General features: G+C 70.5%; 15 protein-coding genes. 11 read left to right on the top strand and 4 right to left on the bottom strand.

Translation table 11 applies throughout. The features are described 5' to 3' along the window. Positions 1 to 44: 44 nt before the first annotated feature. Entirely contained in the window at positions 45 to 1121 is a 1077-nt protein-coding gene (locus ACPEEZ_RS01420) for an ABC transporter substrate-binding protein (protein ID WP_423921766.1), read from the bottom strand. Positions 1122 to 1347: 226 nt separating this feature from the next. On the opposite strand from ACPEEZ_RS01420, the gene ACPEEZ_RS01415 reads away from it, so the two are divergent. The 3 genes from ACPEEZ_RS01415 (at position 1348) to ACPEEZ_RS01405 (ending at position 4329) form a co-directional block, all read left to right on the top strand. Further along, entirely contained in the window at positions 1348 to 2013 is a 666-nt protein-coding gene (locus tag ACPEEZ_RS01415; RefSeq protein ID WP_423921764.1) for a winged helix-turn-helix domain-containing protein, read from the top strand. Between the two features lie 101 nt (positions 2014 to 2114). Next, on the top strand, positions 2115 to 3293 hold the full coding sequence (locus ACPEEZ_RS01410) for a sensor histidine kinase (RefSeq protein ID WP_423921761.1): 1179 nt from the start codon (positions 2115 to 2117) through the stop codon (positions 3291 to 3293). Positions 3294 to 3378: 85 nt separating this feature from the next. Then, positions 3379 to 4329, top strand: coding sequence for a glycoside hydrolase family 26 protein (locus tag ACPEEZ_RS01405; protein ID WP_423921758.1), 951 nt, complete (start codon positions 3379 to 3381; stop codon positions 4327 to 4329). Between the two features lie 31 nt (positions 4330 to 4360). Here the strand turns inward: ACPEEZ_RS01405 and ACPEEZ_RS01400 are convergent, their stop codons facing one another. Next, entirely contained in the window at positions 4361 to 5410 is a 1050-nt protein-coding gene (locus ACPEEZ_RS01400) for a PDDEXK nuclease domain-containing protein (RefSeq protein ID WP_423921755.1), read from the bottom strand. A 254-nt stretch (positions 5411 to 5664) separates the two neighbouring features. Here ACPEEZ_RS01400 and ACPEEZ_RS01395 point away from each other — a divergent pair, with 254 nt between their 5' ends. Then, complete coding sequence (locus ACPEEZ_RS01395; RefSeq protein WP_423921752.1) at positions 5665 to 6081, top strand: GNAT family acetyltransferase; 417 nt, start codon at positions 5665 to 5667, stop codon at positions 6079 to 6081. A gap of 87 nt (positions 6082 to 6168) precedes the next feature. Here the strand turns inward: ACPEEZ_RS01395 and ACPEEZ_RS01390 are convergent, their stop codons facing one another. Beyond that, positions 6169 to 6336 carry a hypothetical protein gene (locus ACPEEZ_RS01390; RefSeq protein WP_423921749.1) on the bottom strand — a complete coding sequence of 56 codons (168 nt, stop codon included), beginning with the start codon at positions 6334 to 6336 and terminating at the stop codon, positions 6169 to 6171. Between the two features lie 176 nt (positions 6337 to 6512). On the opposite strand from ACPEEZ_RS01390, the gene ACPEEZ_RS01385 reads away from it, so the two are divergent. Then, positions 6513 to 7343, top strand: a complete 831-nt coding sequence (locus tag ACPEEZ_RS01385; RefSeq protein WP_423921747.1) for a hypothetical protein — start codon at positions 6513 to 6515, stop codon at positions 7341 to 7343. Between the two features lie 6 nt (positions 7344 to 7349). Here ACPEEZ_RS01385 and ACPEEZ_RS01380 read toward each other — a convergent pair whose 3' ends face one another. Beyond that, on the bottom strand, positions 7350 to 8249 hold the full coding sequence (locus ACPEEZ_RS01380; protein ID WP_423921744.1) for a LysR family transcriptional regulator: 900 nt from the start codon (positions 8247 to 8249) through the stop codon (positions 7350 to 7352). 82 nt (positions 8250 to 8331) lie between these two features. Here ACPEEZ_RS01380 and ACPEEZ_RS01375 point away from each other — a divergent pair, with 82 nt between their 5' ends. The 6 genes from ACPEEZ_RS01375 to ACPEEZ_RS01350 all read left to right on the top strand — a co-directional run bounded on the left by ACPEEZ_RS01375 (position 8332) and on the right by ACPEEZ_RS01350 (position 12534). Continuing rightward, positions 8332 to 9306: a DMT family transporter gene (locus tag ACPEEZ_RS01375; RefSeq protein WP_423921742.1), complete on the top strand. Its 975-nt coding sequence runs from the start codon at positions 8332 to 8334 to the stop codon at positions 9304 to 9306. 205 nt (positions 9307 to 9511) lie between these two features. Next, positions 9512 to 10093 carry an ECF RNA polymerase sigma factor SigK gene (sigK, locus tag ACPEEZ_RS01370; RefSeq protein ID WP_423921739.1) on the top strand — a complete coding sequence of 194 codons (582 nt, stop codon included), beginning with the start codon at positions 9512 to 9514 and terminating at the stop codon, positions 10091 to 10093. A gap of 332 nt (positions 10094 to 10425) precedes the next feature. Next, positions 10426 to 11439, top strand: a complete 1014-nt coding sequence (locus ACPEEZ_RS01365; RefSeq protein WP_423921737.1) for a hypothetical protein — start codon at positions 10426 to 10428, stop codon at positions 11437 to 11439. A 98-nt stretch (positions 11440 to 11537) separates the two neighbouring features. Continuing rightward, the gene (locus ACPEEZ_RS01360; RefSeq protein WP_423921734.1) at positions 11538 to 11996 is read left to right on the top strand and encodes a hypothetical protein; all 459 of its coding nucleotides are present in this window, start codon (positions 11538 to 11540) and stop codon (positions 11994 to 11996) included. Positions 11997 to 12051: 55 nt separating this feature from the next. Beyond that, entirely contained in the window at positions 12052 to 12204 is a 153-nt protein-coding gene (locus ACPEEZ_RS01355) for a hypothetical protein (RefSeq protein WP_423921731.1), read from the top strand. 63 nt (positions 12205 to 12267) lie between these two features. Continuing rightward, the gene (locus tag ACPEEZ_RS01350; protein ID WP_423921728.1) at positions 12268 to 12534 is read left to right on the top strand and encodes a hypothetical protein; all 267 of its coding nucleotides are present in this window, start codon (positions 12268 to 12270) and stop codon (positions 12532 to 12534) included. The last annotated feature ends 4 nt before the right edge of the window (positions 12535 to 12538 follow it).

Genomic DNA, 12538 nt, shown 5'->3' with positions numbered 1-12538 from the left:
GGACCTCGGGCCCGGTCACCGCCTCCTCAGCTCTCGCTCGCGGATCAGAAGGCCTTGTCGAGGTCCTTCTGCGCGTTGTCCTTCGTGTACTCGCCGTCCTTGATGATGATGTCCTCGGAGATCCCGTCGCCGCCGTAGAACTTCTCCAGCGTCTGGAAGACGAGCGGACCGAAGCGCGGGTTGGACTCGATCACCGCGTTGTAGGTGCCGTTCGCGATCGCCTGGACGGCGTTGCGCGTGCCGTCGATCGAGACGATCTTGACGTCCTCGCCCGGCTTCTTGCCCGCGTCGCTGATCGCGGTCATGGCGCCGAGACCCTCTTCGTCGTTGAACGCGTAGACGGCATCGATGTCGGGGTTCGACTGCAGCAGCTGGGCCGTCACGTCCTGCCCCTCGGACCGGCTCGCATTCGCCGTCTGCTCGGCCACGATCGTGATGTCGGGGTACTTCGCCGCGACCTGGTCCTTGAAGCCCTTCTGACGGCCGTCGGTGACGTTGTTACCCGACGGTCCGAGCAGCACGGCGACGTTGGCCTTGCTGTCGGTGACCGTCGCGAGGGCGTCGGCCGCGCGCTTTCCCTGGTCGACGAAGTCGCTGCCGATGAAGGTCAGGTAGTCGTCGCAGCTCGTGTTCGTGACCTTGCGGTCGATCGTGACGACGGGCACCTTCTTGGCCTTGGCCGCGGCGAGCGCCGGGTCGAGACCGTCGGAGTTGACGGGGGCGACCACGAGGATCTGCACACCCTGGTTCAGCAGGTCCTGGATGTCGCTGATCTGCTTGGGCAGCTCGTTGTTCGCGTTGGTGACGACCAGGTCGGCGCCGGCCTCGGCCGCGGCGTCCTTGATCGACTGCGTCTCGGCGGCCCGGAAGCTCGCCGAGTCGGGCTCGGACTGCGAGAACCCGACCTTGGCCCCCTTGAGGTCGATCTTCTCGGCGCCGTAGTCGGCGAGCGTGCACCCCGGGCCGGCGCTGCCGCTCGGGCTGACCGCCTCGGCCGCCTCGCCGCTCGACCCCCCGGCCGTGGTCGCCCCCTCGTTCGTGCAGGCCGTCAATGCGAGCCCCGCCGCCGCCACGACGATGACGCTGCGCAGCATGACGCCGCGCTTGATGGACTTGTACATGCGTTCTCCCTTGAACGGTTCCCACCCGACAACGTTGTCGGGAACCTGTGCAGAACGTATCAGAACCGAAAGAAACGAAGCAATAGCTTGCGGAAACGAAAGTTTGCGGGTCCACACGTCCCCCGGCCGGGGGTCACCGACCACGAGGCGGCCCGGTGTCTCACCCGATGACGGAGGAGGCGCGGGTCACCGCCCTAGGGTGGCGGTGGCGTGAAGGGAGCCGAGGATGCGCGTCTCGGTGATCGAGGACGAGGTCGAGCTGCGAGCGCAGATCGTCTCGGGCCTCACGGCGTCCGGCCTCGCCGTCGACCCGGTCGGGTCGCTGGCCGACGCCGACTTCTCGATGTCGGTGAACCGGTACGACTGCGTCGTCGCCGACCGCGGGCTGCCCGACGGGGACGCCGTCGACTTCGTCTCGGCCCTGCGCGCGGCGGGCGACGCCGTCCCCGTGCTGCTGCTCACCGCTCGCGGCCGCCTCGACGAGCGGGTCTCGGGGTTCGAGCACGGAGCGGACGACTACCTCGTCAAACCGTTCGCCCTCGAGGAGCTCGTCATGCGCATCCGGGCACTGACCCGGCGCACCCAGCCGCCCCGCGCCTCCGTCGTCACCGTGGGCGACATCCAGCTCGACCTGGCGAGGCGCCGCGTCTTCGACGCCGGCGTGCTGCTGACCCTCACCGCCAAGGAGTTCGCCGTGCTCGACGTGCTCGCCGAACGCCCCGGCGAGGTCATCTCGCGGTCGGAGCTGATCGAGCGCTGCTGGGACGAGGCCACCGAGCCCATGTCGAACGTGGTCGACGTCGTCATCGGCCAGCTGCGTCGACGGCTCGGCCGCGCCGACGCCATCGAGACCGTGCGCGGGGCCGGGTACCGGTTGGTCGAGGCGCCGTGAGGGGCCGGCGGACGGGTGGCGGTGTTGTGGGCCGTGGCGGTGTCGTGCGTCGGGGCGCGGAGGGGTCGGCCTCGCGCCGCCTGCGCCGGACACGCATCGGCATGGCTGTCGCCTTCACTGCCGTGACCGCGATCTGCCTGGCGCTGCTGGCCACGCTGGCCCTCCGTCTCGACGCGACCTCCGGGGCGAACGCGGCGACGGCCGATGTCGCGGAGCGTGCGACCGGCCTGGCCCGCGCCGTCTACTTCGACGGCGGCATGCTGCATCTCGAGCCGCTCGACGAGGACGAGCTCGCGACCGGTGCGTCGCTCGTCGCGATCTATCGACTCGACGGCGATGCGGTCGTCGCGACCCCCGCCTACCGGTCCGGGCAGCACGCCGCCGACCTGTCGGACGACCAGCGGAATGCTCTCGTGGCCGACGTCCTCGACGCGCAGGACTCCGTCACGGCCCGCTACCCCGGTCGCGCCGGTCACGAGTTCGCCTGGGCGGCGGCACCCGTCTACGACGGCGACACCGTGGGCGCCGTCGTCGTGGCCGGTCAGGACATGGAGGCGCAGCGAGCGGCACATGACCGGCTCGCGCTCGGCCTGTGGCTCGGCTGCCTCGCCCTGCTGATCGCGGCGGCCGCGTCGGGTTATGCCCTGTCGGGTCGCGCGATGCGCCCGGCGACGGCGGCCCTCGCACAGCAGGAGCAGTTCTTGACGGAGGCGGCGCACGAGTTGCGCACGCCCCTCGCGACCCTGCGCCTGTCGGTCGAGGCAGGCGACCCGGACGATCGCACCCGTGCCCTCGCGACGGTCGACCGGCTGGACCGGCTGCTCACCGCCTTGCTGACCCGCGCTCGGATCGAGGCCGGCAGCTTCGAGCCCGAACGGCTGCCCCTCCGTCTCGACCAGGTCGTCGAGGAGGTCGTCGCCGAGACGAGCCCGGGCGACCGGGACCGCGTGCGCTTCAGCGGGGAGGCCGTCGTCGTGGTCGGCGACCCGATCCTGCTCGGGCAGGCCGCCCGCAACCTCATCGAGAACGCGCTGCGGCACGCCCCCGGGCCGGTCGAGGTCGTCGTCGCGGATGGCGGGCTCGTCGTGCGGGACCAGGGTCCCGGGATCGCCCCGGTCGACCGGGCGGCCGTGCTCGACGCGGGCGTGGGCTCGGGCACCGGGACGGGCACCGGACTCGCGATCGTGAACTGGGTCGCCGAGCTGCACGGGGCCGCGTTCACCCTGGCGGACGCGCCCCGGGGCGGGCTCGAGGCGGAGCTGCGGTTCCCCGAGCGCTGAGCCGCTTCATCGTCGCCTCATGTTCGTTTCGAGAGGCTGCTTCCGCGAGCCCGCCACCGGGCCGCTCGAGACAGGAAGCTCCCCCATGACCGCGCACAGAACACGCCTCGTCGCCGGCATCGCCGGCCTGCTCGCCCTCGGGCTCCTCGTGGCCGGCTGCACCGCAGCGAGCGCCAGCGGTGAGGCGACGGGCTCGACGCCCGCCTCGCCGTCGTCCGCGGCGAAGATCGAGCTCGGCCTGTACTACGGCGACCAGTCGCTCACCGCCACGAACGAGGCGCTCGGCACGACTCCCGCGATCCATCTCACCTACTTCGATTGGGAGTCGAACTGGAGTGCCGACCCCGTCCTGAAGGCCGATGCCACCCGCGGGCAGACGTCGCTGGTGAACTGGGAGCCGTTCGGCGCCGACTTCCACGACATCCTCGAGGGCCGCTACGACGGACTGATCACGAGGCAGGCGAAGGGCGCGGCGACGCTGTCGCAGCCCGTGATGCTCGACTTCGCCGCCGAGATGAACGAGGAGGAGGGCTGGGGCGGGCACGACCCGCACCTCTACATCGCCGTCTGGCGCCACGTGCACGACATCTTCGCGGCACACGCGCAGGGCAACGTGCACTGGGTCTGGGCGCCGAACAACACGGACAGCGCCGGCGCACCCCCGGCGATCGACTACTACCCGGGTGACGCCTACGTCGACTGGACCGGCATCGACGGCTACAACTGGGGCACGTCCGACCCCGACTTCGACTGGCAGTCGTTCGGCGAGGTCTTCGGCGACCTCTACGACGACCTGCATACGATCGGCAAGCCGATCATCATCGGCGAGACCGCGTCCGCGACCGAGGGCGGCGACAAGGCCCGGTGGATCACCGACATCCTGCCGACGCTGACGACGCGGTTCCCCGACGTCAAGGCACTCGTCTGGTTCGACATCGACAAGGAGCGCGACTGGCGCCTGCACTCCTCCCCCGAGGCGTTCGACGCGTTCAAGAAGCTCGCGAACGACCCCGCGGTCGAGTCGGCGGGCCGCTGAGCCGGGCCTCCTCGGGGCCAGCTGACGATAGTCAGTCGGCGGCGAGCCCGTTCGACGTGTCTTCTGCCCAGTCGAGAGCAGCGGTGATCTGTTCGGCCGTCGGGAGTGCCCGGCGTTCGGCATCCGGAAGGGCGTCGTAGGTGTATGTCGACACTGCAAGGGCTGATTCGGCGTTGCCGAGGGCGTACCGGACAGTGTGGTCGTTCCGACCGCCGCAGATGAGGATGCCGACGGTCGGGCGATGACACTCCCGCCGCATGGTGTCGTCGACGACGGCGACATAGAAACCGAGCTGTCCGGCGTAACTGGGTTCGAACTTGCCGGTCTTCAATTCGACGACCACGTAACGGAGCTGCTCGACGTGGAAAAAGAGTAGATCGATATAAAAGTCATCGCCGTCGACCTCAAGGTGCACTTGACGCCCGATGAAGGCGAACCCCGCACCAAGCTCACGAAGGGTGTCGACGATGCGATCGAGGAGCGCCTGCTCGAGGTCACGTTCTGTGACCTCCTCCGTCAGCTCGAGAAAATCGAAGACGTACGGGTCTTTAGCCAGCTGCCTGGCGAGATCGGAGTCGGCGGGAGCCAGGCGACCGGCAAAGTTGGAAGGTGCGGCACCGATGCGTTGCCGCGTGCCGTTCATGATCTGGTTCAACAGCACGCTCCTGGACCAGCCATGGATCGTGGCATGTTCGGCGTACCAGTCGCGGGCTTGCCTCTCATCTAATTTGTCGAGAAGCACGGTGATGTGACCCCACGGCAATTGGCCAACAGCTTGTTGGCCGATTGACTTCGCGTCCGGCCACGCCTGGGCGAAGGCTCGCATGTACTTCAGATTGGACCTCGAGAAGCCCCTCATTCGCGGGAACTCAGCCCGAAGGTCGTCAGCGAGCTGATTCAGCACACCGGTGCCCCACCCTCCGGCAGCCTGGCGTTGGGAGAGGAGATCACCGATGGACCAGTACAACTCGACGAGCTCTGTGTTGACCTGCCGCTGAGCTCGGATCTGCGTGTGCCGGACCCGGCTCTTCAGCTCAGCGAGGACCTGACTGTACGCGGCGGGCGTCAATTGCTGGGACACAGCCCAACCCTAGATCGGCCCCCTGACACGGAGACGGCGCCGACGTCGTCAGGCCGACGGCGATCCGGGCGGGCCGCCGTCGCACCGCGTGGTGCGAATCACACCGCGTCGTATCGCGGTGCTGTGCGCACGACGCGGTGTCACGGCCAGGCCGCACCGCGCCTCCTCGGGGCCAGACTGTCGGGGACGGCCTGCGGGGCCGTCGGCGCTCGACGCCCGACCCGCACCGCGCCTCCGGCCAGCGAAGGAGCCTCATGCACATCCGCGTGTTCGACGAGAAGGACACCGCGGCCGTCGTCGCCCTCTGGCGGGCGGCCGGCCTGACCCGCCCGTGGAACGACCCGTATGCCGACATCCGGCGCAAGCAGCAGGAGCAGCCCGATCTGTTCTTCGTCGCCGAGGTCGCCGACGACCTCGTGGGCGTCATCCTGGCGGGCTACGACGGGCACCGCGGCTGGATCCACTACTTCGCGGTGTCGCCCGACCACCGGCGCGAGGGCATCGGCCGCGCGCTGCTCAGCCACGCCGAACAGGCCCTGGCGCGGCGGGGCTGCGCGAAGGTGCAGCTGCAGGTCCGGCCGGACAACCTCGCGGTGCTCGACTTCTATGAGGCCGCCGGGTACGAGCCGTACGAGGCGATCAACCTGGGGCGGCGCCTCGAGGTCGACTGAGCACGCCGCGCCAGGCGTCTCCCGCCCATGGCGAGAGGCCCGACACCAGCGGTGTCGGGCCTCTCGTGTCAGCGCACAGCTGGAAGGTCAGTTGCCCTCTTTGGCGCGCTCGGTCTCGAGACGATCCTCGCTCATGCCCTTGTCCTTCTGGCCCTGAGCGGTCAGCTCGGCGTCGTCCGTCTTCTTGCCGACGGCTTCCTCGACATGGCCGGCGGCCTTCTGCACGAAATCCTTCGCCTTGTCTCCAACAGACATGAACACTCCTTCTTCGTCATAACCCGGTGGGGGTGAGAGTCCGACCGTAGGCCGCGGGCCTGCTCCCGTCCGGCCAGCGGGCCGGACTCACGGTCTTGCCAGCAAGTTGACGGCCAACACCCCAGGACACCGGCGCTGCGTCCCCCGACGCACCGCTCCCCCGCTACTCTCATTCGGTGCCTGCCGCCGCCTCTTCCGCCTCGTCGCGCACGATCTCACGGGCACGACGCCTGTCCGTCGGCGTCGCCCTGCTCGCCGCGTTCGTCGCCCTTTACGCGTTCTCGAACCGGACGGCCCTCGGCCAGTCGCTCGAGAACTCGTGGGCCCGGCTGTACGACGTCGACAAGACCCTCGGTCACCACCTCGACTTCGGCGGCATCGTCCCTCCGTTCACGTTCGACATCGAGACCCTCGTAGCCGGTGTCGGAGCCGCCGTCGTCATCGCCCTCGTCCGACGCCGCTGGCGCGCGGCGGTCCTGGTCGCCGTGGCCATGCCGATCGTGGTGCTCGGCACGTCCCTCTTCAAGCAGGTCGCCGGCCGCCCGGAGCTCGTGCCGTCCCTCGACACCGAGGTCAGCTACCCGAGCGGGCATGCGGGCATCGCCCTCGTCGTGACCGCGGCCCTCCTGATCGTCGCCCCCCCGCGCCTCCTCGGCTGGTGCTTCGCCGTCCTCGGGGCCTGGTGCCTCCTCGTGCTCGGCGGCCTGCAGGCCGAGGGGCAGCACCGAGCCAGCGAGGTGATCGGTTCGAGCCTGCTGACGGCGGCCGTGATCGTCCTGGTCGACGCGACCACGAGGAGGCGCGGTGCGAGTCTGCGAGACACGCTCCGGTCGACGAGACGCCCCGGTCGTGCAGGCCTCGCCGCGGCGGCCGTCGCCGCCGTCGCGATCGCCGTCATCGGCGCCTGGTGCCCGGTCTGGTGGCCCATGCCGTTCTACGCGGCCGCGGCGCTCCTCGCGACGGCGCTGGTCTGTGCCGCGGCGCTGCTCGCCCGCGACGCCGGCTGAGCGGGCTCACGCCCGGTCGGCGCCGGCCATCGTGCGGAGGGTCCCGAGCACGACGCGCACCGGGCTCGAATCCGCGACGGCCTGCCGCACGACGACGTAGATCGTCCGGGTCGGCGCGGGGCGCACGACGGGGATCGACACCACACCCGGCGGCAGATGACTCGCTCCCAGCGCCGGCATGACGCTGATGCCCAGACCGGCCCCGACGAACGCGACGGCCATCGCGTAGTCGTGCGCCTGGACGTGGAACGTCGGGACCACCCCCGCGGCCGCACACGTCCGCAGCAGGTTGGCTCGGCACCACCCTGGGCGGGCCTCGTTGTCGATCCAGCGGTCGTCGCCGAGCTCGGCCAACTCGATCTCGTCGCGGCCGGCCAACGGGTGGGTCGTGGCGAGCACGACGTGGTACGGATCGTCGATCAGGCGGTGGGTGACGTAGCCGGCCCCCGCGGGCGGAGCATCGCGATCGCCGACCAGCAGCTGCACGTCGTGTCGGCCCTCGACGGCCGGCACCCCGTCTTCCAGCAGCGCGAGATCGAGCGCGACCTCGGGATGCGCCTCGGCCAGACGGCGCGCGATCTCGGGCAACCAGGTCGTGCCGGCGGACGACATGTACGTGAGCCGCAGCACCCCGGTCTGCTCGGCCCGCAGCGCCGTCACGACCGCTTCGGCCTCGCTGAGCCGGGACAGCACCTCCTGCGCCTGGGCGGCGATCGACAACCCGGCGGGCGTGGGGCGCAGACCGCGACCGACGCGCTCGAGCAGGGCCAGACCGGTCTCGCGTTGGAGCGCCGCGAGGTGCTGACTGATCGCCGAGGGCGTGTACCCGAGGTTCGTGGCCGCAGCCGCCACCGAGCCGCTCGCGACGACGGCGGAGAAGACCCGGAGGCGGTGGACGTCCAACATGCCTCGACCCTACAGTCTGGCTACACGATCGACCAGAAATCAGTACTGGTGCTGCATCGTTCGGCAGGCCAAGATCGAGATCATGACCTCGTCACCCACCCTCGCGCCTGTCGCCCGAGATCGCACACCGCGCCTCCTCATCCTCGGGGCGGCGACGGTCACGGTCGTGCTCTGGGCGTCCGCGTTCGTCGGCATCCGCATCGCGGCCGCCGACTTCGGGCCGGGTGCGCTCACGCTCGGCCGCATCGCGATCGGCACGGTGGTGCTAGCGGTGCTGCAGCAGATCATCGGCCGCCGACGACGCGACGCGTCCGCCCCGGAGACGCGGACGCTCCGTCAGGCACCGGGACGCGTGATCGTGGGCGTCGTGCTCTGGGGCATCGCCTGGTTCGGCGTCTACAACCTCGCCCTCAACGCGGCGGAACGTCACGTCGATGCCGGCACCGCGGCGCTGCTCGTCAACACGGCTCCCATGATCACGGCCGTGCTCGCCGGGCTGTTGCTCAAGGAGGGGTTCCCGCGGCGTCTGCTGATCGGCATGCTCGTCTCCCTGCTCGGCGTCGCGGTCGTCACCGCCGCCACGACGACCGGTCAGTTCGACGCGATCGGCGTCGCACTCGGCCTCGCGGCCGCCGTGCTCTACGGAGGCGCGGCGACGCTGCAGAAGCGGCTCCTGGCCTACCTGCCCGCGTCGACCATGACACTCGTCGGCTGCGCCGCCGCGGTCGTGGCGTGCCTGCCCTTCGCACCGGAGCTGATCCGCTCGATCCAGGCCGCGCCTCCATCGGCTCTGTTGGCCGTGCTCTATCTGGGTGTGTTCCCGACGGCCGTGGCGTTCACCACCTGGGGCTATGTGCTGTCGCGCACGAGCGCGGGGCGGACCGCCGCGACGACCTACGCCGTCCCGGCCATCGTGGTGCTGCTGTCGTGGCTCGTGCTGCGCGAGACGCCGCCGCTGCTGGCGCTCGTCGGCGGGGCGCTCGCCCTGGTCGGCGTGGCGATCGCGACGCTGCGGCGGCGGCCCGCGCCGGTGGCGGCCGCGCCCGCTGCCGAGTAGTCCGGCGGGGCTGCGTCTGCGGCGGGGTCGCGTCGGCGGGTGTCGTGTCGCGTTTGCGGCGTCCTGTCGTGCACGGACACGACACGACGCCGCGAAGCCGACACGACGGCCCCCTGTTCTGGGGTCAACGGGCAGGCGATATGCGCCTACTGTTCGACAGGTGCCACGGGGAGGCGCGCTCGCCTACGAGATCTGGAGCCGTTCCATGCCCGCTGTTCCGCACCTCCTCGACCGTGATCAGACGGACGAAGTCCTCCTCGCGCTCGCGGCCGACGGGCAGCACGCCCCCTTCGCCCAGTTCTACGACCGCGCCGCGCCGCGCGTACTCGGCATCGTGCAGCGCGTCCTCGTCGATCGGGCGCAGGCCGAGGAGGTGACGCAAGAGGTGTTCCTCGAGACATGGCAGCACGCCGCGCGCTTCGACCCCGCCAAGGGCAAGGCCCTGTCGTGGGTGCTGACGATGGCGCACCGCCGGGCCATCGACCGCGTCCGTGCCTCGCAGTCCAGCCGCGATCGCGATCTCACCATCGGCATCCGCGACTTCACGGCCTCGAGCGACGATGTCGCGCACACGGCGGAGACCCGGTTGGAACACGCCCGCGTCACCCGTGCCCTCGGCTCGCTGACCGCGTTCCAGCGCGAGGCACTCGAGCTCGTCTACTTCGGCGGGCTCACCCACTCCGAGGCCGCTCGGCACGCCGACGTCGCCCTCGGCACGATGAAGACGCGGCTGCGCGACGGGCTGATCGCCCTCCGCCGCGTGCTGGCGCCGGCCGAAGCCGCCTGACCCGGGGATGCAGGAGGCGCGGGTCACGCGCCCCGCGCCTCCCGCGTCCCCCCGGCGCGCGCCCTGGTTCGCAATTTGCGACCGTTTCGGCTCGACACGCCGCGAAAGGGGGCTCGAGACGGTCGCAAAGTGCCAAACGGTCGCGTTTTGCGGGCCGCGCGGCGCGGTGCACGGGGAGCGAGCGGGCGGTTTCGGCGGGTCGGGGCCGGCCGCACCCGCTGTTTCTGCCCGCTCGCGGCGCGACGGACGCGCGAGCCGACGCAGGCCTAGATTCGTGAGCAGCCGTCACCACTGCCCGCTGATGTCACGCGACCGCCCGAAAGGTACGCGCCATGAAGATCCTCGCCGCCGTCCTGTCGATCCTGATCACCACGGGCGGAATCATCGGCGGCGCCGTCCTGCTCGCCTTCGTCGCGCCTCCCGGAGAGCTGTGGACCCTCGTCCTGGCGGGGACAGCATTCGCGCTGCTGCTCGCCGGCCCCCTCATGATCGGGTCGCTTCTGGCCGCGTGGGACTTCCGGCGCGACGAAACGTCCCGGCGTCTGCTGCGACGCTGGTGCGTTGCGATCGGGGTCGTCGAGCTCGTGTCCGTCGCTGCGATCGTCGTCGCGTCGGTGGCGAACGGGACGCCGGCATGGATTCCCGCCCTCTTCATCGGCACCGGCGCGGTGCTGACGGTCGTCGCGATCGTCGTCGGGCCGGCCCTCAGACGGCGGGATGACGCGACCCGCCCGGAGGCCACGGAGTGGGTGCCCATCACCCGAGCCGAGATCCGGCGCAAGGCCATGACGATCGTGGCCACCTTCGTGGCGTTCGTCGTGGTCGGAGGCATCGTGGCCGTCGTCCTCGCCCTCATGTTCGGCGATCCGGCCGAGGACATCGGCTTCGGCCTGACCTTCGCCATGGTCATCGCTTTCTACGCCGGCGGCGTCGCCGCCATCCTGGCGACGCTGTCGTTGAACCGAGCGTTGCGCGAGAGTGCCGGACGCGACGTGGCCTTGTTGACAAAGGTCGCCAAGGTCGTCCTCCGGCGCAAACCGCTTGAGCTCGACCCGCACGAACGGGCAGTCGCCCTGACGTACGCGCGCATCGTGGCCATCACGCTGCCCTTCCAGCTCGTCTACACCGGCATGCTCTACGCGGGGCTCGTGATGCAACAGACGGTGCTCGTGGCATCGGGGCTGGGTCCACTCCAGATCGTCGTCGTGGTCGTGCTCCTCGCCGCACTGGCCTTCGTCGTCACCCTCACGGTCCAGCGCGTCTCGCGCGCACGCCGCTGGGTGCGCGAGCACACCGAGGATGTGTCGACGGACGCAATCTCGGAGTCCTCGACCCGCGCCTCCTGACGGTGCACGCGCCAACGGGCGGTTTCGGCGGGTCGGGGCCGGCCGCACCCGCTGTTTCTGCCCGCTCGCGACGGGTGCCCGCCGAGTAGCCTCGCGACATGCAGCCCGAGGCCGAGCCGAGCGAGACCGCGCCGCCCGAAGACGTGCCCGTGCCGCTGCGTCGCCTGATGCCGTGGTGGTACATCGCGGGTGCCGTCGTGACGTTGGGCGTGCTCGTCGCCGTCGAATCGGGTGGCGTGGCCATCGGGGCCTTCTGGGGTCCGGCCATCGGCCTCGTCATCAAGGACCGCCGCACCGACGCGCAGGACAGGCAGCGGCGAGGCCTCCCGGTCTCGCGATGCGACCTCGTCGGGCCGGCGTGGCTGGAGCCCGTGTTGGCCGGCCTCCTCACGATGTTCGCGATCGGGCTGGGTCTCGCGATCGGATTCGTCTTCGACGACGTCTCGCCGGCGGGGCTGTGGGCCGGCCTGGGGTTGATCGTGGCGTCGGCGCTCACGACGCTGGGGCTGGTCGTCGTGCGTCGACGGGCGACGCAGAAGGCGCTGTCGCAACTCTGACGCCTCGGCGGGACTCGAGACGACACGAGGGTTCGTCATCTGGCACTCTTCTCGCGTGCCTCCCCCTCGCCCTGCACGCCCCCGCGGGCCCTTCGCCCAGCGACTAGAACGCGTGGGGCAGGTCGCCGCGTATGTCGGCTGTGTCGTGCTCGCCGCCTTCTTCGTGTTCGTGATCGTGGCCACGGCCCATGACCGGGGCGAGCCCTAGGTCTGGGGAACGTTCACGGAGGAGCGGCGCGAGATCTCGGGGAGAGGCGGCGGCGAACGAATCGTGGGCCGGTGGACATCCGACGACGGCAGCCTCAGCTTGCGCGAGGTCACGCTCTCGGGGTCGACCGACGACAAGGGAGAAGCTCGCGCCTATGCCCGACCGACCGCCCTGCTCGGAGCGACCACATCGGTCAGCGATGCCACGCAGAACGGGGTCGACGTCGTGCTCCCGCCGATCTTCGCGCTGTTGTCGCTCGGGATGCTGACACTGCTCCTGTGGGCGTGGGGCGATCTCGACACGATCCGCTCGCGGTTGCGTCACCGGTGACGGG

It is taken from the genome of Frigoribacterium sp. 2-23 (genome assembly GCF_049601585.1).
Taxonomy (GTDB): Bacteria; Actinomycetota; Actinomycetes; order Actinomycetales; family Microbacteriaceae; genus Frigoribacterium.
The sequence above is the reverse complement of the archived record's forward strand: the minus strand, read 5'-3'. Positions and strand labels throughout refer to the sequence as shown.